17 protein-coding genes are annotated in these 23369 nt (G+C 69.5%); 7 read left to right on the forward strand and 10 right to left on the reverse strand.

The window, feature by feature from the left end; all coding sequences use genetic code 11:
- The first annotated feature begins 161 nt into the window (after nt 1–161).
- Together POL67_RS50175 and POL67_RS50180 are read left to right on the forward strand one after the other, a co-directional pair.
- A complete protein-coding gene (locus POL67_RS50175; protein WP_271929624.1) occupies nt 162–1451 on the forward strand; it encodes a hypothetical protein in 1290 nt (429 codons plus the stop codon).
- A 48-nt stretch (nt 1452–1499) separates the two neighbouring features.
- The gene (locus POL67_RS50180; RefSeq protein WP_271929626.1) at nt 1500–2261 is read left to right on the forward strand and encodes a hypothetical protein; all 762 of its coding nucleotides are present in this window, start codon (nt 1500–1502) and stop codon (nt 2259–2261) included.
- Nucleotides 2262–2271: 10 nt separating this feature from the next.
- Here POL67_RS50180 and POL67_RS50185 read toward each other — a convergent pair whose 3' ends face one another.
- The 4 genes from POL67_RS50185 to POL67_RS50200 form a co-directional block, all read right to left on the reverse strand.
- Nucleotides 2272–3336, reverse strand: a complete 1065-nt coding sequence (locus POL67_RS50185; protein ID WP_271929628.1) for a hypothetical protein — start codon at nt 3334–3336, stop codon at nt 2272–2274.
- A 67-nt stretch (nt 3337–3403) separates the two neighbouring features.
- Complete coding sequence (locus POL67_RS50190; protein WP_271929631.1) at nt 3404–7342, reverse strand: serine/threonine-protein kinase; 3939 nt, start codon at nt 7340–7342, stop codon at nt 3404–3406.
- A 197-nt stretch (nt 7343–7539) separates the two neighbouring features.
- Nucleotides 7540–9171, reverse strand: coding sequence for a vWA domain-containing protein (locus tag POL67_RS50195; protein WP_271929633.1), 1632 nt, complete (start codon nt 9169–9171; stop codon nt 7540–7542).
- A 55-nt stretch (nt 9172–9226) separates the two neighbouring features.
- Nucleotides 9227–9874, reverse strand: coding sequence for a hypothetical protein (locus tag POL67_RS50200; RefSeq protein WP_271929636.1), 648 nt, complete (start codon nt 9872–9874; stop codon nt 9227–9229).
- A gap of 127 nt (nt 9875–10001) precedes the next feature.
- Here POL67_RS50200 and POL67_RS50205 point away from each other — a divergent pair, with 127 nt between their 5' ends.
- Nucleotides 10002–11849, forward strand: coding sequence for an OPT family oligopeptide transporter (locus POL67_RS50205; RefSeq protein WP_271929638.1), 1848 nt, complete (start codon nt 10002–10004; stop codon nt 11847–11849).
- Between the two features lie 6 nt (nt 11850–11855).
- Here POL67_RS50205 and POL67_RS50210 read toward each other — a convergent pair whose 3' ends face one another.
- Complete coding sequence (locus POL67_RS50210; RefSeq protein WP_271929641.1) at nt 11856–12917, reverse strand: SMP-30/gluconolactonase/LRE family protein; 1062 nt, start codon at nt 12915–12917, stop codon at nt 11856–11858.
- Between the two features lie 533 nt (nt 12918–13450).
- Here POL67_RS50210 and POL67_RS50215 point away from each other — a divergent pair.
- Both POL67_RS50215 and POL67_RS50220 read left to right on the forward strand, forming a co-directional pair.
- Nucleotides 13451–14509, forward strand: coding sequence for an eCIS core domain-containing protein (locus POL67_RS50215; protein ID WP_271929643.1), 1059 nt, complete (start codon nt 13451–13453; stop codon nt 14507–14509).
- Between the two features lie 10 nt (nt 14510–14519).
- Entirely contained in the window at nt 14520–15311 is a 792-nt protein-coding gene (locus POL67_RS50220) for a hypothetical protein (protein ID WP_271929645.1), read from the forward strand.
- Nucleotides 15312–15327: 16 nt separating this feature from the next.
- Here the strand turns inward: POL67_RS50220 and POL67_RS50225 are convergent, their stop codons facing one another.
- The 5 genes from POL67_RS50225 to POL67_RS50245 all read right to left on the reverse strand — a co-directional run bounded on the left by POL67_RS50225 (nt 15328) and on the right by POL67_RS50245 (nt 20471).
- Nucleotides 15328–16014, reverse strand: a complete 687-nt coding sequence (locus tag POL67_RS50225) for a class I SAM-dependent methyltransferase (RefSeq protein ID WP_271929648.1) — start codon at nt 16012–16014, stop codon at nt 15328–15330.
- A 2-nt stretch (nt 16015–16016) separates the two neighbouring features.
- A complete protein-coding gene (locus POL67_RS50230) occupies nt 16017–16808 on the reverse strand; it encodes an MlaE family ABC transporter permease (protein WP_271929650.1) in 792 nt (263 codons plus the stop codon).
- Between the two features lie 35 nt (nt 16809–16843).
- Nucleotides 16844–17326 (reverse strand): tRNA (adenosine(37)-N6)-threonylcarbamoyltransferase complex ATPase subunit type 1 TsaE, encoded by a 483-nt coding sequence (gene tsaE, locus POL67_RS50235; protein ID WP_271929653.1) that lies wholly within the window; start codon nt 17324–17326, stop codon nt 16844–16846.
- A gap of 11 nt (nt 17327–17337) precedes the next feature.
- Nucleotides 17338–18540 carry a hypothetical protein gene (locus tag POL67_RS50240; protein WP_271929656.1) on the reverse strand — a complete coding sequence of 401 codons (1203 nt, stop codon included), beginning with the start codon at nt 18538–18540 and terminating at the stop codon, nt 17338–17340.
- Between the two features lie 140 nt (nt 18541–18680).
- Nucleotides 18681–20471 carry a type 1 periplasmic-binding domain-containing protein gene (locus tag POL67_RS50245; RefSeq protein ID WP_271929659.1) on the reverse strand — a complete coding sequence of 597 codons (1791 nt, stop codon included), beginning with the start codon at nt 20469–20471 and terminating at the stop codon, nt 18681–18683.
- Nucleotides 20472–20533: 62 nt separating this feature from the next.
- Here POL67_RS50245 and POL67_RS50250 point away from each other — a divergent pair, with 62 nt between their 5' ends.
- Both POL67_RS50250 and sdhA read left to right on the forward strand, forming a co-directional pair.
- Nucleotides 20534–21319: a succinate dehydrogenase/fumarate reductase transmembrane subunit gene (locus POL67_RS50250; RefSeq protein WP_271929662.1), complete on the forward strand. Its 786-nt coding sequence runs from the start codon at nt 20534–20536 to the stop codon at nt 21317–21319.
- Nucleotides 21320–21330: 11 nt separating this feature from the next.
- Nucleotides 21331–23367: a succinate dehydrogenase flavoprotein subunit gene (gene sdhA / locus POL67_RS50255; RefSeq protein WP_271929663.1), complete on the forward strand. Its 2037-nt coding sequence runs from the start codon at nt 21331–21333 to the stop codon at nt 23365–23367.
- Nucleotides 23368–23369 lie beyond the last annotated feature (2 nt).

Raw genomic sequence — 23369 nt, forward strand, 5'->3', positions numbered from 1 at the left:
TGGATCCTCCTGGAAGAAAGCCGGCGGGCGCGGAGCACGCAACGTGCCAACCATCCGTTCCAAGGAAAAAAGTGGAAGGCCTCATGAGGAAGGATCCAACTGTGAATGGGAGTTCACGACCCGGACGAAAGCGTCCTTCTCGGGCCGCTGGAGCGGGGTTCATGGGACGACCCCTTCCGCTGCAAGGAGGGTCGTGGGCGCGCTCCGTCGCCGGCGTCTTCGCACTCCTGCTGCTCGGCTGCGGTGCCGCTGAAACACCGCCCAACCTCGACGCCGCCTGCCACGACCTCGTCGTCCCAGCCTGCGGTTCCGTCGAAATACCGGCCGACGTCGTCTCTGCCTGTCATGACCTCTTCCTCCGGCGCGTCGCATTCGCCGAGCGCTGCACCGGCCCCAGCGTGCTGCCCTCCGCCGCCGACGAGCAGGCCTATGTCGACACGTGCGCCGGCATTGCCACGGCGCCGGGCGTCACCCTCACGCCCCTGGACATCAAGGCCTGCGCCGACCAGATGGATGCCTCGCCCTGCCTGGGCGGAGGCGTGTTCCCCTCGTGCGTCGGTTATGGCGGCGACCTGCTCTATCCCGGACACGACAAGAAGGGCACCTTCACGCTGGGCGATGTGTGCTTTGCCAACGTGCAATGCCAGAGCGGCCATTGCGACCACAGCGTCCTCGAGACCTGCGGCGTCTGCAAACGCGCCCGCGCAGACGGCGAGAGCTGCACGGAGGCGACGGACCTCTGCGTCGAGGGGAGCTGCCGGGAAGGGACATGCCAGCCCCCCGGCAAGAAGCTGGGGGAGGAATGCATCTCGCACGGAATCGAGTGCCAGTTGACGCTGTACTGCAAGCACACCGATTCTGGCCCATCATGGGGCACATGCGTCCCCCGCGGCCAGGCCGGCGCGTCGTGCGATGCGAACAACTATTGCGCGGACGGGCTCTCCTGCAGGGGAGGGGTCTGTGAGACGCTCGCGGCCAACGGCGCGGGCTGCTCGGACGACGCCATGTGCGCCTCTACCTGGTGCAAGGGGGGCACCTGCGCGACGAGGCCCACCGGGCTCACCGAGGGCGAAAGCTGCTCGGTGGGCTTTTGCCGCGCGGACCTCCTTTGCGACGAGAGCGCGGTATGCACGGCGCCCACGTACCTACCGGACGGCGCCGCCTGCACGAGCGCGAGCTTCCCCAAGGTCCAATGCGAGCCGGGGCTCTACTGCCACGAGGAATGCTCGCCCGGCAGCGATTGCCAGGGCGCGTGTCGACCCTATCCCCAGCCCGGCGAGCCTTGCACGTCCCTCTCCTGCGCCGCGGGCGCCTACTGCACGGTGTCCGACCCCACCGACCTGACGAAGAGCCTCTGTGTGAAATGGGGAAGCCCGGGCGAGGCTTGCCCGTGTGCGCACGGGCTCGCCTGCGTCTCCGGCGTGTGTGTCGCCTATGGCGTGTGCCAGTGACCGCGCGATGAGGGGACGGGGGGTCGATCGTTGCGGGCAGAGGGGTATATGACGAGAATGAACGTGCTGCTCCGCTCACGCGCACTGGTCGCCAGCACGGGTTTGCTGTTGGGGTCCTGCCACGCGCCCGATCGGCGCGCCGATGCGTCCACCACCGATTCCGCGGCGACCCAGGCCGATTCCGCGCCTCCCACCCCCGGCGCTGGGGTCGCCGCGGGAGCGCCGCCCAAGGTCGAGCGCGCCTGCACGCGGGACGACGACTGCGCCGTGGCGCGGGTGGAGGTCGCGGGCGCGTACATGTGCTGCGCGGGTTGCGGGACGACGCCTGGCACGCGCCGCTGGCACGCGGATCTGCAGCGAACCTGCGCGGCCCACCCACCTTCGGCGTGCCCGCCGCTCGCGTGCCCGGAGGGGCCCACGCGCGCCGTCTGCCGCGACGGCCTCTGCGAGGCGACGGCGACGGGCCCTGACGGACAGCCCATGCGCGTACCGGTCGAGCAGCGATGCCTCCCCGCGATGGTCTGCGACGCGTGGGCCGGCTGCGCCCTCATGACCGGAAATGCGCAGGACGGGTGGTTCGTCGCCGAGGGCGAGGGCGAGCAGGTCCCGCGCGGCGAGCTGGCCACGGTGAAGAACGTGTGCACCGTGGGTGATCGCTGCGAGGCGGCGCGGGTCCTGCCGTCCGGCGTGCTCTGCCCGCCCTGGAGCACGCCGCCGCGCATCGAAGCGCCGCCCTACACATGCGCCCTGGAAGGCGGGAAATGCCGCTCCCGCTCCGCGCCCCCTCCCCCCGGCACCCACGCCCCATGAGGGAGGCGGGTCACCACCCAAGGAACTGCGACCCATACCGTGCCCCGCGCGGCGAGCACTCCAGGGCGGCCATCTCCTCGGCCTGCGGCGCGGCGAGCTTCGTGAACGACCCGCCTGCGTCGCTGGAGATCACCCAATCGCCCCCCTCGAGCCGCGCCACGACGTGGGGTCCAGCCACGCAGGCATCTTCCGCTGCGGAGGGGAACGGCGACACCCTCCTCTGCTTCGCATCGGCGAGCTCAATCACTCCAATGCCCACCGGCCCGCTGTCTTGCTGCATCAGGAACGTGAGCACCCCGTTTTCGATCGAAGCGCTGGACGGCGGCGAGGCCGATTCCGATGCCCCTCTCCAGACGGAATGGACGGTAGCCCCCCCATCCGTCGACGCCGCGACCCACAACTCGCCGGGCTTGCCGCGGCCAAGGAGCGCAATCGTGCTGCCGTCGGCCGACGCCGCGAGGGTCGGCTGCACGTCCGCCGGCCAGCCGAGGGTCTCCTTGGCGCTGCTCCGGGAGAACTTGCCATCCCTTCCGCGCGCGACAACGAGCAGACGCGCCTTTTGACCCTCGAACGTCCCGGAGACGTACATCTTGTCGCCGGCCATTGCGTACGAGCCCAGCGCGATCGCCCCGTCGAGGGCGCCGACGCGTGTCCAGGTCTTTCCGAGATCGGCGCTGTGCCAGAAATGGACCCGCGCAGGCTCCTCGGGGCCCATGCAATGCACCCATAACGACGTCCCGCTCGCGTCGATCTCCGCCGGCCCGCCTGCGCAGGTCCAGGGCGCCTTGCTCTTCGACAACGCGCCCTTGTTCCCCGAGAGCAGGACAAACGGCTCGGCCTCGGAAGCGTACGACAGCGCCACCACGAACGATCCATCCGCGAGCGCCACGAAATCCACGGCGCCCTGCGGCGGGGCCTGCCCCGCGAAGGGCGAATCCTTCACCCATGCAGAGGACGTGCTCGTCGCCTTCGCGTCCTCCGTCGTCGCGGACGCAGGCGGAGCAACCACGGCGGGCGCGCCGCCGCAGCCCGCGATCCACAAGAGCATCGATAGGGAAATGATTCGAGCTGACATGAGGGGCGCGTTGTCCCGCTTCGGGTGCGGGGTGTCAAGCCGGAGGCAGCAGTCGCCGGGCTGCCTATCACGAAAGCCAAACGCGGCCGAGCTCCCTCGCGCGGACGTGCTCCGGAACCGCGAGATAACGCTCCTTGAAATCAGCGTCCTCGATCTTGGCAGCGCGCCTCTCGATGACCCACAACGTCGCCTCGAGCCCCCGGCGCGCCGCCTCCATGTCACCGTCCGCGGCGAGCGCCTCCGCGATGGCCAGACGCAGCGGGATCTCGGAATGGCCGACGCATCCGCCGAGGTGCGTGATGCAGCGGAGGCCTTCCTCCGCGGCGCTTCGGATCGCTTCCGGGTGCCCCTCGCGGAGACGTATTTCGATGCGCGTCCGGTGGACCTCCGGGCGCCAGCAGCGAAAGTCTGCCATTCTCGCGAGCGCGCTCTCGGTCGCCTCCCATGCCTCGGCGAGGCGCCCCTCGGCGAGGAGGCCCCGCGAGAGCGCGCCATACGCCGGCCCCACGACGCCATTGGTGCCCTGAAGCTCGATGAGCTGCCTCGCCAGGGAGATGAGCTCGTCCCGCTGCTCCGGCTTGCAGCGCTCCGCGAGCAGGCGCGCCAGATACAGCCGGGCGAGGGTCACCGACCACGGATCGTTTGCGTCGAGCCCTCGCCGAATGACCTCGCGCAGCTCCCTCTCCCCGTCCTCGGCCGCGCCGACCGCCGAGAGCCCAATGCCGAGGACGATCTGCCCGATCCTCTGCCAGCGCCTGGCCGACGCGCCTGCGAACGCCGCCTCCATCCGGATCGAATCCGCGTAGGCCAGGAAGGGATCGTCCCCCAGGAAATACTCGAACGTGGATCGACCATTGTAGACGTATCCGAGCTCGTACAGCGCGCTCTCCGGCACGCGCGGGGTGAATGCGTCGAGCCGCACCCGCACGCGGAGCGCTCGCTCGAGGCGACCCATCATCGTGAGCATGTGGAAGATCATCGACGCCGCCTGGCAATAACTCGCCTCGGCGCCAGGCTCGGGGTCCGTGCCCCAGATCGCGCTTTCGAGCACGGTCATTTCCTGCCCCATATCCATGTTGGGGAGCGCGTGGGCGAGGAAGCTCAGCACCCTGCACCAGGGGACGCTGCCGCGCGGCAAAAGCTCGAGCGCCTCCCTGCCCATGCGAGATTGGGCCTCCCAGCCCTCGCGCCAGAAGCACACCTCGAGCTTCAAGGCGAGGAGCTGCCCTCGCACCGCCCCGCTCGCGCCGCACGCGAGCCCCCGTTCGACCGCGCTCCAGAGCCCGTCGTGATCGTCCCTCTGGTACGATTGCTCGGCCGCGCGGAGATAATGGTGCGTCGCACGCTCCATGTCCCCGCCGCGATAGGCATGCGCGGCCAGCACGACCGGCTCGGTTTCCCCCGCACGCTCCAGGTACGAGAGCGCGAGCCGGTGACCGAGCGTCCGGTCGTCCTTGGCGAGCAGGTCGTACGTCGCGTCGCGCAGGAGCGCGTGGCGAAAACGATACTCGACCTCTCCGGCGAAGCGGCTCGTGGGTTGTTTCTCGACGAGCTCCGCCTGGACGATCTCGTTCAGCCAGCCATCCGTCTGCTGGACGGTCCGCTCCTCGCCGAGCAGGGCGGACACGCCGCCCCGCCAGAAGGTTTGTCCGAAGACGCTCGCGGCGCAGAGCACCCGTCGAATCGCCGGATCGAGGCAAGAGAGCCGCGCCTGTAGCATCGCGAGGACGGTGTCCGGGTGCTCCTCGGATTTGCCTTCGGCGGCGGCACGAATGAGCTCTTCCAGAAACAGCGCATTGCCCGCGGCCTGCTCGACGATACGCGCCACCGCGCTCTTGGCGACGTCCGCGCCGAGCACCGCGGCGACCAGCCGCTCGGCCGCCTTTTTTCCGAGCGCCGCGAGACGTATTTGCTGGATCGAGCGTCGCTCCCATATCTTCGGAAAAATGTGGGTCACCTCGGGACGCGCGAAGGCGAGCACGCAAAAAGGCAGCTCTTTGAGCTCGCCCAGGGCCGTATCGACCAGCCGGACCGACGCCGGGTCTCCCCAGTGCAGATCTTCGAGCACGAGGAGGCAGGGGCGCGCCGCGCACTCCGCGCGGAAAAAGCGCAAAAACGCCTCCTGGATCTTTTCGTTCATGAGCTTCGGGTCGCTCTGCGCCGCGAGCAGCGCGGCGCTCGGCTCCGAGGCGGTGAGCCCGCACGAGACGGCGAGGAATTCGGCGACGCGCTCCGCGTCCTTGGGCGGCAGGTGCCTGCCCACGCGCGCCCGCAGCTTCTCCCCCTGCAGGGGCATGGGGTCGCCGACACACATGTCGGAGAGCCCGCGAAGCACATCGACGAACAACCCATAAGGCGAGCCCGCGGTCATCGGCGTGCCGCGCGCGTCGATGAGCTCGATGTCGAGCGAGCGCGCGCGGAGCCGGCGCAAGAGTTCGTGCTTCAGGCGGCTCTTCCCCACGCCGGGAGGCGAGATGACGAGCACGACACGTGGCTCCGCATTCTCGATGCATCCGTCGATCGTCGCGCCGAGGATGGACAACTCCTGCTCACGCCCCACGCAGGGCGTGGGCTTGCCGAGCAGAGGGCGGGACGCGTCGACGCCGCCCGCGCGCTCGCTGTGCAATCGCCAGCGCACGCCGGTCGACTCGATGCTGAAGCGGCTCTCGAGGAGCTTCGCGCTCAGCTCGTCGATCAAGACGCCCAGGGTCTCCGCGGGCGAGGGCGCGGCGCGCTCTTTTTCGATCCGTGCGTGGAGGAGCGAGACCGCGCGGTCGATCGCCTCGCCGACGGGGAGGCGATTCTTGAACAGGCCGCGGCCCGTGGTGAGCGCGACGCGCGCCTCGGGCCACGCCTCCTTGATCACGAGCGCGCAACGCGCGCCTTGCGTGGCCTGGTCGATCGCGCTTTGCGACGGGGGCACGACGATGGCGAGCGAGCCGTCGGCCAGCCATTCGACGCGCACGCCGAGGCCGATCAGCCGGGCGCGCAGGGCCGTACGAGCGACGCCCGGCGAGCGCTCCGTCTCCGCGTGCACCTGCGCATCCCTGGGCGCCTGCGCGTCGCCCGGGACCGCCACGACGACGCAGAGCAATTGCATGGCTTCGCCGCTGAGCGCCGCGCCGGGAATCGTGGCGTTCGCTGCATGCGGCGACGACGTGTCCCCGGACGCCGGCAGCGTGAGGGCGGCGAGCTCCTCGTGCAGCACGTGCGCGTCGGCCGGCCGTGCGAGCGCATTCTTGTCGAGCATCCGCGCGAGCAGCGCCGCGAGCTCCGGGGGTGTATCGGGGCGGAGCGATTCGACCGCGGGCACATCCTCGAAGAGGACCTTGGCGAGGAGCGCGATCGGGTCGCGGGCGACGAACGGGGGTTTTCCGGTCAAACACTCGAAGAGCACGCATCCGAGGGAGAAGACGTCCGCGCTCGGCCCGATATCGAAGTCGCCGCGCGCCTGCTCCGGGGCCATGTAGCCCGGCGTCCCCATGATGAATCCCGTGCCGGTGATGCCCGTCGTGGCGAACGCCTGGCGCGCAATGCCGAAATCGAGCAGCGTGACGCGGTCGAGCCTGTCGTCCCGCAAAAACATGTTGGTCGGCTTGATGTCGCGATGCACGATGCCGCGGCGGTGCGCGACGGCGAGCGCGTCGGCGGCGCACTTCGCGAGGGTCAAACAATCCCTCAGCGCGAGCGGCCCGCGCGTGAGCCGCTGGCCGAGGTCCTGCCCCGCGAGCCACTCCATGGCGAGAAAGGCCCGGCCGTCCTCCGCCTGGCCATGCGAGAGATACGAGACGATCCCGGGATGATCGAGCTCCGCGAGCAGCCGCGCCTCCCGCGCGAAGCGCTCGAGCGCCTCGAATCCATCCGTCTGCTCGTTCAGGACCTTGAGGGCGACCTCCGCGCCGGTGAGCCCATCCCGGGCGCGGTACACCTCGCCCATCCCGCCCTTCCCCGCGAGATCCTCGATCGTGAAACGACCCGCGATGAAGGACCCTTTCGAGAGCGGCACGTTCCCTCCAGTTCAAGGACGCAGCATCCGCGCGCGGGAGCACGGGGGCCCGGTAAAACCGGACCCTGCATCGTGGGGAGAATATGCCGATCGTGCCGTCGTGTACACGGGTCGAGGGCGCGCCTCGACGCCGAGGGACAAATCGTTGCAGGTCGAATTTTCTTGCTACGTGGACACAGGTGTGCTGGCCCGCCGTTTCACCGCGCCATCACGATCCGCTGATCACAAGGCCGGTCCTTCTCGTCCTGGTTCAGCCCGGCGATCCGCATCGGATCGGCATCCCTCGCCGCGATCGCTCCCTGCACCTTCCCCAGGATGAGCGCGTCGAGGTTTCCGCTCGTGTAATCCGTGTGCGTGCCGCCGCAGCTCGCGCGCGGATCACCGCCGCCCACCGATTCCGGCCCCGCGCCGCCGCGCAGGACGAACATGTGCGTTCCGCCGGTGTATTGCGCGATCTGCCGGAAGACCACCTGCCCGAGGGTATCCATGCCCGAGGCCGCGATCGAATAGACCTGCACGCCCGCGTGGCTCGCTTCCTTCATCGCCCCGGCATACCCCTCGTCCTGCGCGTAATCGAGGTGCGGGGGCGCGTCGCCGATCAAGAAGACGAGGCGCGCCAGCGATTCGGGCCGGAAGCGGAGATTGCGCACGGCGACACGGAGCGCCTCGTTGACGTGCTCCGGCGTGTCGCCGCCGCCGCCCGCGCTGATCGTGGCGATCCGGGCCTGGAGGCCGGTGACGTCCGTGGTCATCTGGTGCATGCGGGTCACGTATTCGTCGCCGCGGTCGCGGTACTCGACGAGGCCCACGCGCGGGCGGACGTTCATCTTGGAGAGCGCGCCGGCCACCTTTTCGAGCGTGTCGCGCAGCGCATGGATTTCCTCGGACATCGAGCCCGTCGTGTCGAGGACGAACGCGACGTCGATGGTCTGCGCCTCGGGCAAGACACGGGTGCCGGAAAGGACGAGGTCGACGACGCCGTCGCCCGGAACCACGGTGGTCGTCTTCGCGACGGATTCGCCCTGGCAGCGCGCCGTGGCCACGAGGTCCGGGCCTTTCAGGCCCTCGGTGCGCGGAAACAGGAGGGCGCGGCCATTCGCGGTCGTGCGGAGCGAGAGCGTCGTCCCCGCGGAATCACGCACCTCGATGGGGCAACTCGGGACGGGTTTGCCCGCGCTGTCGCGCACGACGAGGAAGCGGCGCGCGGAGAGGTCGATCGTCGCGGCGCCCGGGGCGCGCTCCTTGCCGAGCCAGCGGGCGTATTCGCGGTAGTTCGCGTTGTCGTCCCATTCCCCCGTGCGTACGCCGCCCTGCGATTGCGCGGACGCGCCGAGGCCACCCGGCCCCACGCGCACACCCGCCGGCCCGCGGTGCGAGCCGCCGAGCCTGCCATGCCCCGATCCAAAGCCCGCGCCCGAGCCCACGCCGGCCCCGCGTCCAATCACGCCGATCGAGCCGAGCCCAATGCCCTCCCCGCGCCCGCCGCCGCCCTCGCCGATCCCCGACAAACCCAGGCCGCCGGACCCTTTCTTGTCCATGCCGGCGTCTCCCCACATCGACCCTTTCGCGACGAGGGGGTCGGCAGAACGGGTATCGACGGGCGGCGCGAGGGGCTCGTCGGGGACGGGCGTGGGCGCGACGGCGACGGGCGGAGGCGCGTCGCTCTGGACGACGGGCGGCGCGAGAGGCTCGTCGACGGGCGGGGGTGTGGTCTTGGCGAGGGTCTTCGGCGCAGGTGCCGCGGGCGCGGCGGCTTCGGGGCCGGGCGTGGATTTGGCGCAAGCCGCGAGGACGAGGAGGAGGGCGGGGGCGAGCCGGCGGATCGACATGCCCGATCCGAGCGCGCAGGCGGCCGGAAGTTCCCGGCCGCCTCGATCTTTCGGCTCAGGGCACGAGGTGCAGGAGGAACGTGCCTTCCACCTTGAAGGGTTTCTTCGCGCCGGCGTCGTCATACTCGCCAATGGCGCTCACGCTGAGCGTGTAATCGCCGGGCGGGAAGGGCTCGCCTTTCGGGGCGCCGAAATCGCTGGGGCCGTTCCAGTTGACCCCGTCCCACGTGAACGAGCCGGGAGAGGTGCCCGCGGGGACGACGTTCGGCACGTCGCCCGGGGCGGGGCAGATGCCGACGTCGCAGAGGCAATACTTCTGGCCGGCGCCGGAGAGGACCGCGAGGGGAATGAGGCCGCTGTCGTCCGGCTGCCCGCAGCTACTTTGCGACGCGGGATAGACGTTCGCGACCGCGGAGGCCGCGACGATGTTGTAATCGATCTTGATGCCGGCCGCGGCCTCGGCGACGGTGTACGTGCAATCGGTCGTGACGAACTCGACCGAGACGCCGGGGAGCGTCGAGGATCCGACGATGTCGCAGGCCGCATTGCCGCCGCCGCCCCCAGCGCCGCCGTTGCCTCCGCCGCCGTTACCACCGTTGCCGCCGTTGCCTCCTTCGCCCCCGGCGCCGCCGTCGCCGCCGCCCGAGGTTTGTCCCCCGCACGCGGCGAGGGCGAGGACCAGAAACATGGAAGTGAAGGTCACTTTTCGATTTCCAAGCATGTGCGAGAGTCTAGGACGCCCGCGTGGAAAATCACCACGAAACGGTTGTACATCGGACGGATCCCTGCGCGCCTTGACCTCGACCCTCTCCCGCTGGGACGATGCATCCATGTCGAGCCTGCCCGCAGACGTCACGAACGAACCGCACGGCGAGGAGCCCGCGGACGTGCACGGGCGGGTCTCGGACGAAGCGTGGTATGCGCAGGTCTACCGGCCCCTCGAGCCGCAATTCACGCTGCGCGCCGTGGTGTTCGGGTGCGTGATCGGCTCGGTGCTGTCCGCCGCGAACCTCTACACGGGGTTCACGATCGGCATCACGTACGGCGCCTCGATCACCGCGGCGCTCTCGGGGTGGCTCCTGTTCCGGCTCTGGCGCGGGGTCGTGTCCGGGCCCGCGTTCTCGGTGCTGGAGAACAACACCATGCAGACGGCCGCCTCGGCCGCGGCCGCGATGGCCGGCGCCGGCATGGTGACGGCCGTGCCGGCGCTCATGATCGTGACGAAGCGGCGGCTCTCGCTGCTGGAGATCACGGCGTGGGTCGTCACCGCCGCTCTGCTCGGGGTGCTCTTCGCGATCCCGCTCAAGCGGCAGATGATCAACCGTGAGAACCTGAAGTTTCCCTCGGGGATCGCCGCAGCACAAACGACGCTCGCGCTGCACGGCGAGGGTGAAGGCGGGGCCCAGAAAGCACGCGCATTGCTCTGGGCGACCGGGATCGGCGCGATGCTCGCCCTCACGCGCGGGGGCCTCGGGTTCGTCCCGGATACGGTGCCGTTCGCGTTCGCGAGCCTCGGCGGAATGGGCTTGGCGCGGCTCACGCTGGGGCTCGACGTGTCGCTCATGACGCTCGGCTCGGGCGCGCTGGTCGGGCTGCGAACGACCGCGTGGATGGCCGTCGGCGCGGCGCTCTGCTGGACAGGTGTCGTCCCGTGGGCCCTCGGGCGCGGCATCGTGACGCCCACGCCGGATGCGCTGACGCTTTATGGCGACGCGGTGGGTTTCACCGTTTGGCCGGGCGTCGTGATGCTCGTGGTGGGCGGCCTCGTGTCGTTTGCGCTCAAAGGAGGGTCGATCGCCGCGTCGGTGCGGTCGCTCGGCGCCATGGGGGCGAAGGCGCCGGGCGAGGTGGTGCGCGAGGACGTGGAGGTGCCACGGCGCTGGTTCGTGGGGGGCCTCCTTGCGGCGGTGATCCTGGCGATCGTCACGCAATGGCTCGTCCTCGGCATGCACCCGGGCACGACGCTCGCGGCCATCGTGCTCGCGGGCGCGCTCGCGCTCGTGGGGACACGGACGCTGGGCGAGACGGACGTGAATCCGATCGGCCCGATGGCCATGGTGACGCAGCTCCTCTTTGCCGTGCTCACGGGCGGCCATACGCAGGCCAGCCTGATGGCGGCGGGGCTGACGAACGCGGGGGCCAATAGCTGCGGCGACATGATGCAGGATCTGAAGACGGGCCGGCTCCTCGGCGCGTCGCCGCAAAAGCAGCTCCTCGCGCAGCTCTTCGGGGTCGTGACGGGCGGGTTCGTCACGGCGCTGATCTTCGCCAAGGCCTTCCCGCTGGAGCTGCTCGGCACGAAATACCCCGCCCCGGGCGTGCAGATGTTCAAAGGCGCGGCCGAGCTCTTGACGCGAGGCTTCGCCGGCCTGCCGCCCGAGGCGCCCCTGATCATGGCCGTGGCGGCGGGCGTCGCCGTGGTGTGCACGATCGTGAGCGAGCTCGGGCCGAAGCGCCTCGCCCCTTGGGTGCCGTCGCCCCTCGGAATCGGGCTCGCGTTCATCCTGCCGGCGTCGACGAGTTTTACGCTTTTCGTGGGGGCCGCGGTCGCCGCGATCCTGGCCTGGAAGTTCCCCAAAAAGGACGAGCTGTACACGACGGCGACGGCCTCGGGCTTCGTCGCCGGCGAGAGCGTGATGGGCGTGGCGGTGGCGATCTGGGCGGCGGGGCGAATGTGACGCGAATCAGTAGAGGCCGGCGCCCTGGAGCGTCACGCGGTAAAGGCCGGTCCGCGCCGTGATGTAGAGCGTCTTCTTGTCCTCGCCGCCGAACGCGCAGTTCGCGGGCTGCTGGGGGACCCCAATGGCGCCGTAGAGCTTGCCCGCGGGGCTGTACACCTCGACGCCGGCCGACGTGGTGACGAAGAGGTTGCCCTTCTCGTCCACGGCCATTCCGTCGGGGCCTTGGCTCGTATTGACGAGCTTGCTCCCGGCCCCGAGCGAGCCGTCGGCGTTCACCGGCCAGGCGCGCAGCTCGCTGGTGGCGGTGTCGGCGACGTAAAGCGTCTTCTCGTCCGGCGAAAGCGCAATGCCGTTCGGCCGCTGCATGTCGTCGGCGACGAGCGTGACCTCGCCGCCGGGCGTGACGCGGAAGACGCCAAAGAAGCCGAGCTCGCTCTGGCCGGGATCCGGAAGGCCGTAGGGCGGGTCGGTGAAATACACCGTTCCGTTCGAATGCACGATGACGTCGTTCGGGCTGTTCAGCTTCTTGCCGTCGTATGTATCGGCAATGCTCGCGAGCGTGCCGTTCGCGAGCGTGCGCGAGACGCGCCGGCCGCTGTGCTCGCAGGCGATGAGAAGGCCGTTTTGATCGAGGGCGAGGCCATTCGTGTTGGCGCTGGGCTCACGGAAGACGTCGATCGCTCCGCCCGGCGTGTGCTCGTAGATGCGATTCGCGGGGATGTCGGTGAAGAGGAGCGTCTTCGTGGCGGGGTTCCATTGCGGCCCCTCCGTGAACATGAAATTGCCCTGGACCTGCTCGACGGTCCCGATGCCGACGAGCGGATCGACCTCGACCACGCCGCCGCCGCCGCCAGCGCCGCCCATGCCGCCGTCGCCGCCCGTGCCACCGGCGCCGCCCGTGCCCCCGATGCCGCCCATGCCCCCGGTGCCCCCGGTGCCCCCGGTGCCGCCCGCGGCGCCGCTGCCGCCGGCGCCGGAGCCGCTCGTGTTCGAGCCTCCGTCGCTGCAAGCGGCGAGGAGGAAGGTGGTGGTGATCAAACCCAAAGAAAGCGCGCGTTTCAGCATGGACAGGATTCTAGCGGCGACGGCGCGCGGCGAGAAGGGGTGAATCCTTTTGCTACCGGAGCACACGACGAAAACACACCGGATCGGGAGCAGATTCGGATGGCGACGAGGCGTGATGAGGGAAGGACACGGTTGCCCGCCACGCGCGAAGCATGCCGCGCGCCGCGCCCAAGCGTCGAAATATCGATGTCGCCAGCTCGATTTTGATGTAAGCTGACATTCCTTGATGAAGGGAGGCTCTCGTGTTCATGCTCGCTCGCAAAGAACGAACTCCCGAAACGCTTCCGCTGATCCCGAAGCCCACACGGCATCGATCCTCGCTTTTGGAGCCCAACGAGCCTCTTGCTCCGCTGCCGTTCGCTGCGTGGCGACGCTCCTTCCTCGAAATACCCCTGTCCCCATCGAGCGCTCCGAGCCGTGCGGAGGGCGCGGAATCGTCGACGGACGCGCGCATCCCCCTCACGGCGCCGCCGATCCAACGCAAGCCTGGCATCAGCACGCCGGGCGACGCGTACGAGCGCGAGGCGGACCATGTGGCCGATGAGGTGATGCGCATGGCTGAACCGGCGTCCATCGGCGCAGCGCCGGAAAGGGTGCAGCGCAAATGTGCGTCGTGCGAAGAGGAGGAGAAGGCGACGATCCAGGCCAAGCACGAGCCTTCGGCGAATACCGAAGGCTCGCTGGACGTCGGAGCTGCTCTGCGAGGCGCAGGACGGGGGGGCGCGCCGCTTCCCCGCGACCTCCGTTCCTTCTTCGAGCCGCGCTTCGGGTACGATTTCAATCGGGTTCGAATTCATACCGACAGCCAAGCCGCGAGTGCCGCGCGCGCGGTGAAGGCACGGGCATATACCGTCGGGCGCAATATCGTGTTCGGCGAGGGCGAATATGCACCGGCAACGGCCGATGGGAAGCGGCTCATGGCCCACGAGCTCACGCACGTGGTACAGCAGCGCGGCCTCGGCGAACACCAGATTCAGCGACAGACGACGCCCGCACCGAACAACAATGATCAGTGCAAGGACCTGCTCAGGAAGATCTGGGAGGTGATCACGGCGCTGAAGGCGCTTTGGCAGGGGATCGTCGATGACGTGTACAACCTCCAGTTCAACAACTGGTCCAAGAGCAACCCGTTGATCATCGATGGACACAACATCGGATCGGTCGAGGGGCATCAAGAGAAATTCAGGAACCTCCAGCGCCGGCTCAAGAACCTGCTCGATGCATGGAAAGACGATGATTGCAACGACACGCCTTTCCGCGTGCCGAAGGAGGCCTGGGAATGGGTGAAAGAGCCGATCCCCAACCCCACGCCGAAGCCGGCGCCGAAGCCGAAGCCGTGGACGGCGCCGGGAAGCGCGAAGCTCGGCGCAGCAGCGGCGGGCGGGCTGATCGGTGCGGGGGTCGGGGCGGTCCTCGGCGCTGGTGCCGGTGCCATTTTGGGAGGTGGCGGCGGCACGCTGGTAGCCCCAGGATTCGGTACGTTCGGCGGAGGCGCGGCGGGCGGAGTCGCCGGGGCGAAGGCGGGCGCCTGGGCGGGCGCAGCGGTGGGGACGACCCTGGGAGCCGTGATTGGCTGGTTGATCAGCGAATAGGAGCGTTCACATGTCGGACGAGTGGGAGCAACGGGAGACGACACTCCCGGTCACGGCGCGAAACCTCATCGATTGGGAACAAGCGCTGTCGGTGCTCGGCATGAAGCGCTGGTGGCCTTTTTTCGAGGCCATGGGTCTGCCGCCGGCGTTGACGAGCGCGCCGGAGCCGACGGCGCGCCTTTCGAGGCGCTACGTCGAGGAGCGGGCCGCGGCCGAGAAAGGCTCCGGGGCGCCGCCCAGCGAGCGCCGGCTCCTCGAAGAGCGGGAACGATTGGAGCGGTATTTCCAGGACGTCGGGGCGGAGCTCGACACGGCGAGCGCGGCGGCGCTGCGCGTCTGGTGTGTCCTCCACGTCGTGGACGAGCATGCCTCGAATGCGCTCACCGCCTGGGATCACCTGTTCGGTCGGCTTTGCGGGACCACCACCGACGAGGGCCTCACCGTGCCGCCGGACCTTCCCGCCGCGCTGCTCGAGCGAATCTGCGCCCTCGTGCAGGCAGGCGTCGATCCCAAAGCGGGCCGGGAGCTACGCCGGCGCGTGCAGGCCGCTGCCGAGCCGAGCGCGACGGCGTGGGAGGCTTGGCTCGAAGCGAGAGCGGCGTACGGCGCCGGAGACGGGGAGAGGATCGGGGTCGTCGAGGCGTCGGCCGACCTCGTGAAGGTCATCCTCTCTCAGGCGGCGACGCGTCGGGTCTTGCAGGGATTGGAGCGCAACCTCGCTCCGGCCGAGCAGGAAGCACTGATGAGCTGGGCGCGGCGCCAGGCCGAGCGTATCGGGCTTCCCGATCCCGCGTGGGCCTGAGCGCCGTCTCGCATCCTCACGGAAGCACGCACCGAAAACACGCCCGGATCGGGAGCAGATCGGACGGCGACGAAGCGCGGTGGGTGACCCGGAAAAACCCTTCGAGCAGGCGGCCGAATTCGCCGGGGGTCCACGTATGCAGGTGGTACCGGTCGCCGCCCCATTCGATCCGATCACGTAGCGCCCAGCCGACGGGCGTGCGCCGGACAAAGCCCTTCAAGCCGAGGATGAGCGGGTCGTTCGGGATCGTGATCACCGCCGCGCCCTCGGGCCGCAAGAGCCGCGCGATCGCCCCGAGGATCGCCTGCGGGTCGACGCAATGCTCGAGGACCTCGGTGCAGATGATGCGGTCGAAGGAGCGCGGCGGCAGGTCCATCTTGTCGACCTCGCCCTTCAAGAATCGCGCGTCGTAGCCGGCGAGGTTTTTCCGGGCCGTGTCGAGGAAGACCTCGGAGACGTCGATCGCCGTGATGCGAGCGCGCGGGAACATGCGCAGGACGTGGCCGCCGCCGGAGCCGATCTCGGCGAGGTCGAGGCCGTCCGCGGGACCGGCGAAGCGACGAATGATGGAAAGGCGGCCCTTTTCGATGAGCCGGATCGGCAGGATCGAGCGCTCGTAATAGGCGTCGATCGGGTGCTCGCGGGCGAGCCTGTCGTTCAACGCCCCGACATCGAGCCCCTCGGGCGTGTGCGGATTCGCCATCCCTAGATGTCTCCCAGCATGACCTGCGTGAGAATGTAATTGGCCACGAGGATCGCCACACAACTCTCGACGACGGCGCGCGTGGTCGCCATGCCCACGCCGCGCGCGCCCCCCGAGGCGAAAAAGCCGTGACGGCAGGCGATCGAAGCGATCAAAAAGCCGAAAATCGCGCCCTTCACGAGGCCCATGAAGAGGTCACGCGGCCGGGCGAAGTCGTGGACGCTGCGCAGAAAAAAACCCCAGTCGCCGCCGAGCCATGCCACGGCCACGATGTAGCAGCCGATCATGCCGATGGTCGAATAGAGCATGCACATGAGCGGGCCCATCGTGACGCCCGCGAGCAGGCGCGGCGAAAGGAGATACTGGACCGGGCTCACGCCCATCGTGGTAATCGCGTCGATCTGCTCGGTGACGCGCATGTTGCCGAGCTCGGCCGCCATGGCGCTGCCCGCCCGCGCGGTGATCATGAGCGCCGAAAAGACGGGCGAGACCTCCCGCATGAGCGAGACGGCCACGATGCCGCCGACGTTCGCCTCGGCGCTGAACTGCTTGAGCGCGGCGACCGACTGGAGCGCGACGACCATACCGCTGAAGAGGCCGGTCAGGCCCACGAGGAAGACCGACTGGACGCCGATGTAATCCATCGCGGCGAGCATCTGGCTCGCCCGAAACGGAGGGCGGAAGAGCCAGGCCACGGTCTGGAAGGTGAGGCTCACCGTGGTCCCGATGTTCTCGAAGAAGCCGAGCACGGGATCGAGGATCCGCTGCAAGAGCTTCGGTTCGGAGTCGTCCACGCGAGGACCTCTTTATCACGGCCGTCCGGCGCCCGTCAGGCCGACGTGCCGAGCCCCCCGGTAGCCGCCGCGAGGAGCGCCGCCGACCGAACCCCATCCGCCTCGATCCGCGCCCGCCGCGTTCCATCCGCCGCGACCTCGAACGTGACGAAGAGCGCATCCCCGCCAAGCGCCGCAGCATACGGCGCGCCCCACTCGACGACGAGGACCGCGCCTTCGCCGCGCTGATCCCGGAGGCCGAGCTGCACGAGCTCTTCCTCGTCACCGATGCGGTAGAGGTCCGCATGCGCGATCGGGAGGGTGCCCGCGTGCTCGTGGACGAGGGTGAAGGTGGGGCTCGTGATGGGTTCGGCGGAGGGGACGCCGAGGGCGCGGCAGAGGGCGCGGGTGAAGAAGGTTTTGCCCGCGCCGAGGTCCCCCGAGAGGATCAGGAGGTCGCCCGGGCGGAGCGCGGCGGCGACGGCCCGCGCGAGGCGGATCGTGGCGCGACGCGTGGGGAGCGGGACGATCGTGGCCAAGGCGCCCCGCCTCAGAACCGGTACGTCATGCCGAGGGTGGCGCCCATGAGGACGATGGTGCCGTCCTCGGTGGGGACGAAGCGAAGGTTGCCGAGCTGGGCGTCGATGCGGAGCGCAGGCGAGAGGCCCACGACGAGATCGAGGGCGCCGCCGATGGAAAAATGCCCGGTGCTGCGGCCCTCGTAGGTGACGCCGTTCGGCGCGGTGAGGGTGCTGCCGAGGCGGACGAAGGGGCCGAGGAAGAGCTCGGGGCCGACGTGAAAGGAAAAACCCTCCTTGCGGCCGTCGGGCGCGGTGTTGACGGTGGGCGAGAAGAGCCATCGGCCGCCGAGGTCGATCCACAAGGCAGGGGGTCCGGCGAGGTTGCCTGCGAGGCCGGCGAAGAGCTCGAGCCCGGATTCGCCGATCGCGTAGCCGCCACGCAGCGCGCCCACGAAGGCCCCGCTACCGCCCGTGGCGCGGCTTCCGGAGGAGGCGGCGGCGGAGAAGCCGATGAGCGCGCTGAGGAAGACGGGCTTGCCCGCGGCGTAGGGAGGCCAAACGGTTTGTCGGGAGCCGCCGAGGTACTTCATCGAGACCTCGTTCTTCGGCGCCGGCTGCGGCGGCGGAGGGGGCGGCGGGGGCATGAATTGCCCCATGTTCCAGGGGGTTTGTGGTGTCCCGAACGGCGGAAGCTGCTGCTGCTGCGGCGGGGGCGGCGGCGGCGGGATGGGGGGCGGCGGGGGCGGCGGCGGAAGGGGCTGCTCCCAGGGGAGGGCGCCGACGCCGACGCCTTCGGGGCGCATCAGGACGGCGAGCATCTCCTGGACCTGGGTGGCTTGTTTCTGGGGGTCGACGTCGCGGGCGACGGATTCGACGCGGCCGAGGGTGGCGAGGTAGGCAGCGATCTCGACGCGGATGGTGACGGCGGCGGGCTCGACGCGGGCCGAGAGGATCCAGTTCGCCCGGAGGACATTGGCGACGGTGGCAAACTCCTCGGGCGTATCGGCGGTGCCGTCGACGATGCGAACGAGCGCGGCCTGGGTCTCGACCTCGGACGCGATGGAATGGTTGAACGAAGCCGCCCCCCGCATGATGTCCTGATCGAACCCAAGGCGCGCCGCCGGAGCCGCGCTGCCCTGCGAAGGCAAGACGACGACACGATCGGCCAGCGCAGGCGCCGCCGAAAGGAGGAGCAAGGGGACAAGGAAAAAGGCGGGGGCGCGGAGACGCATGCCAGGGATGGATGTACCGCGATTGGGGCGGGGGGGCGAGGACGAAGGTGCGGGGGGGCGGAAGGCGACGACGCGGAACGCGCCAATGCGATTGACGAGGAAGGGGAGGCCTCGTGATTGCGCCGCGGCAAGAATCCCCCTCACCGCACCTCGCGCACCCCAATCGTCCGCGCGAGCCGACGCGCCCCGCCAAACCCTTTTGCCTCCGTCGTCCACAAGTCCCGCTCCGCCACCGCGAGCGCGGCCGCCGCCTGCTCCCGCCGACGCTTCACTTCCTTCGGGTCCCGCGTCCCCTGCGTCGGCAACCCCTCCACGCCGACCCACGCGAGCACCGCCGCGTCCCGCCCGAGCCCCGCCCACAGGCTCGGCGGATCCGGGTGCGCCGCCATCCAGGCCGAAAGCGACTCCCGCCCCGGCGCTCGTGGATCGATCGGGTACGCCCCCGCCGTCGCCGCGAACGTGCCCTTCGGCAGGTTCACCCCGCCGAGGTCGAGGCCCACCGCGGTCTTCACGCTCGACCCGGAGACCGAAAGCAGCACGTCGGACACGCAGCTCCCGTAGACCACGACGCCGCCGATGCCACGCCATGACGGCGGCAGGCGCGTGCACTCGAACGCCTCCTCCCGCGCCATGTCCACGCTGCCCTTGTCGCCGACCCACACGACCTGCCCCTTCGCCGGCAGCGCCCCGACGAGCGCCTTGCGCACGCGCTCCGGCTCCTCGCCGACCACGAACACGAACGCCGAGTCGGCCACGTCCGGCGCAGGCGGATGCAAGAGCACCACCGGGATCGACTCGCGCTCCGCGAACTTCGCCGCGATCGTGGCCTCCTCCCGATCGACGCCCGCGATCACGATCGCCGCGCCGTCGGCGCCGAGCCCTTCGAGCGCGTCCTCGATGCCCGTGTCGCGCCCGAGGTCGTCACGCGTCACGAGCCGCGCCGCGGAACCCGGCAGCCCGAGGCCGAACATCACCCCGCTCACGACCTGCGTGCCGCGCCGCCGCGCTTCGAGGCTGCGCGTGGGCAAGACCAGGCCGAGCGTCGGCGCCTCGACACGCGCGCCGCCCGCGCCCGCCGCGAGCTCGGCGAGCTCGTCTGCGCTCGTCCCGAGCAGAGGCATCGCCGCGGCGAGAAGCCGGCGCGCGAGCTGTTGATCCCGCGCCGAGATCGCCGCGCCCGAGAGCCGCTCGATGAGCGTCTTCTGCACCTCGAGCTCCTCGTGCAGCGGCTCCGGGTGCTGCTTGCGCCGCGCTTCGAGGATCGGCGCGAGCGCCGCCGGCGGGATGCTCGCGAGCAGCTCCGCGAGCTTCGAGCGCACCTCGGCGCGCTCCTCGATCGACGCCTCGTGCAGCCACACGAGCATCAGCTCGATCGCCTGACCGTGGTGCTTGGCGCCGATCGCGCTCGCGGTCGCCTCTTCGTTCAGGAACGTCCGGGCGTGCGGGTCGATGAGCTTGCCGAGCAGCGGCAAGAGCTTGCCCAGCGCCGCCTCGGCCTTGCCGGAGCGGCGGAGCGCGGCGCCCTGGATCATCCGGGCGAGCTCCGCGGTCGTGCCGACGGATTTCGTCTGCGTCTCGGCGCGGGACGAGAGCTCGGTGGCGCGGCTGAGATCGCCGCGTTCGAGCGCGATCCAGGCGAGCATGACGTCGGCCACGGGGCCGAGCGCGTCCTTGGGATAACGCTCCTGGAAGGCGAGCAGCCGGTCTTCCAGGGCCTGGCGTTCGGCGCGGCTCGACTGCGCGAACGAGGCCTCGATGCCCCGAAGCTCCGTCTGCGCTTCGATCGACGACGAAAGCGGGACCGTCGGCGCGATGGCGTCGTTCCGCGATCCACCACACGCGGCACCACACGCAGCGCACGCGACCGCCAGGCCGAACCCTGCGATCGCCCAGGGCCAGCGGCCGAGCGAGTTACCTAAAGATCGCGTCACCTTGACGTCCTGGCTAGAGTCCCATACATCGCCGGTCGCCCGCAAGACGACGAGGAGCATTCGTGTCCGAAGCAGCGCTTGCCGATCAATCTCTCTTCGCGCAGAACCGCCGCGCGTTTCTCCTGCGCAAGCTGCACTCGCTGACAGGCGTCGCGCCCGTCGGCGCGTTCATGGTGTTTCACCTGTGGACGAACGCCAAGGCGCTCCAGGGACAGGAGCCGTTCGACAAGGCGGTCGCAGAGATCACGCACACGCCGTACCTCGCGGTGCTGGAGTGGGGGCTGATCCTCTTGCCCCTGCTTTTCCACGCGGGTTACGGGGTCAAGCTCGCGCTCGACGCGAAGTACAACGTCTCGAAGTACAAGACCACGCGCAACTGGGCCTTCACGCTCCAGCGCGTCACGGGCCTCTTGGCCTTCGCGTTCATCGCGTTCCACCTCTACGAGTACTGGGGCAAGAAGCTCGCGGGCAAGCTCGCGCCCGAGCAGTTCTACCCCGCGCTCTGCCAGAACATGTCGGCGACGGTGAAGGGCATCCCGGTCGTGGGTCTGCTCTACGTGCTCGGCATCGCGGCGAGCGTCTTCCACTTCGCGAACGGGCTCTGGGGCTTCTGCTTCTCGTGGGGCGTGACGGTGTCGCGCCGCTCGCAGCAGATGGCCGCGGCCGTCTTCGGGGTGCTCGGCGTCGCAATCTTCCTGCTCGGCGCGAACACGGCGATCTACTTCTCCACGGGGTCCTCCGTGCAGGACATGATCTTCGGCAAGAAGGGGGGCTCCGACGCGCGCACGTGCGTCGACATCCTCCAGCAAACGCAGAAGCCCGCCTCCGTCGGGCCGGTCATCGAGTGAGGTTCTGAGGCATGGCTGCGAAAAGCACGATCCGGAGCGAGGGGGGCAAGGTTCGAAGGGTGGTCGTCGTCGGCGGGGGCCTCGCGGGCCTCATGACGGTGATCAAGCTCTGCGAGGCGAAGGTCCCGGTGGACCTGATCTCGCTCGTCCCGGTGAAGCGCTCGCACTCGGTGTGCGCGCAAGGCGGGATCAACGCCTCCGTCAACACGAAGGGCGAGGGCGACAGCCCGCAGATCCACCTCGAAGAGACGGCCTACGGCGGCGACTTCCTGGCGAACCAGCCGCCCGTCAAGGGCATGGCCGAGGCGGCGCCGGGCATCGTCTTCATGCTCGACCGCATGGGCGTGCCCTTCAACCGCACGCCCGAAGGCCTGCTCGACTTCCGTCGCTTCGGCGGCACGCTCTTCCACCGCACGGCGTTCGCGGGCGCGACGACGGGGCAGCAGCTCCTCTACGCCCTCGACGAGCAGGTGCGCCGCTACGAGATCGCCGACGTCGTCGACGAGCACGGCGTGTCGATCCCGGGCGAGAAGATGGTCCGCAAGTTCGAGTTCTGGGACTTCCTGCAGGCCGTGCTCGACGACAACGGCACTTGTGTCGGCTGCATCGCGCAGGACCTCAAGACGATGCAGATCAAGTACTTCCAGGGCGACGCCGTCGTGCTCGCCACGGGAGGCAACGGCATCGTCTTCGGCCGCTCGACGATGAGCGTGATCTGCACGGGGACGGCCGCCTCGACGGTCTACCAGCAGGGCGCGGTCTACGCGAACGGCGAGTTCATCCAGGTGCACCCGACGGCGATCCCGGGCGCGGACAAACTCCGCCTCATCTCGGAGAGCGCGCGCGGCGAGGGCGGCCGCGTGTGGGTGCCGAAGGACGCGAAGGATCAGCGCAATCCCAAGGAGATCCCCGAGAAGGAGCGCGACTACATCCTGGAGCGCATGTACCCGGGCTACGGCAACCTCGTGCCCCGTGACATCGCTTCACGTGCCATCTTCAAAACTTGCTTCCACGAGAAGCGTGGCGTCTTCAACCAGAAGACCGGGCGCAACGAGAACGAGGTCTACCTCGACCTCACGCACAAGGACGAGAAGTTCCTCCGCTCGAAGCTCGCCGGCATCCTCGAGATCTACGAGAAGTTCGCGGGGACCGACCCGTACCACAACCCGATGAAGGTCTTCCCCGCCGTGCACTACTCGATGGGCGGCCTCTGGGTCGACTTCGAGAAGGACGCGCGTGGGTCGCTGAAGGCGGGCTCGCCGCGCAACCACGCGACGAGCATCCCCGGGCTCTACGCGGTGGGCGAGGTCGAGTACCAGTACCACGGCGCGAACCGGCTCGGAGCGAACTCGCTGCTCTCGTGCATCTACGGCGGCATGGTCACGGGCCCCTCGGTCGCGAGCTACCAGAAGAGCCTCGCGAAGAGCGCGTTCGACCTGCCGAAGTCGACCTTCGAGAAGGCCGAGAAGCGCTGCCAGGACGACTACGAGCGCATCCTCAAGCAGAACCAGGACGCGAAGAACGCCGAGAACCCCTTCAAGCTGCACCAAGAGCTCGGCGACATGATGCTGCGCGACGTGACGATCGAGCGCGACAACGCGACGCTGGAGCAGGTGCTCGGGAAGCTCTCGGAGCTCGACGAGCGGGTGAAGAAGGTCGCCAGCCCCGACGGCTCGCCGCGCGCGAACCAGGGCGCGCAGTTCGTGCGGCACCTGGAGAACATGCTGGTGCTCGCCCGCGTGATCGCGCAGGGCGCGAAGAACCGCGACGAGTCGCGCGGCGCGCACTACAAGCCCGCGTTCCCGAAGCGGAACGATCCGGACTGGATGCGCACGACGCTCGCGAAACACGAGCAGAAGGGCGCCGTGAAGTACCTGCGGGAGTTCGACTACACGTGCGCAGGGCAGCCGGTCCACGTGACCGACGCCGTCGACGCGAGCCTCGTCGCCCCGCGCGAGCGCAAGTACGAACAGGCGGGCGCCGCGAGCGCCGCCGCGACCGGGAAGATCCAGCAACCGGCTGCCTCGGAGCAGCAGAAGAGCGTTTGACC

It is taken from the genome of Polyangium mundeleinium, from assembly GCF_028369105.1.
Taxonomy (GTDB): Bacteria; Myxococcota_A; Polyangia; order Polyangiales; family Polyangiaceae; genus Polyangium; species Polyangium mundeleinium.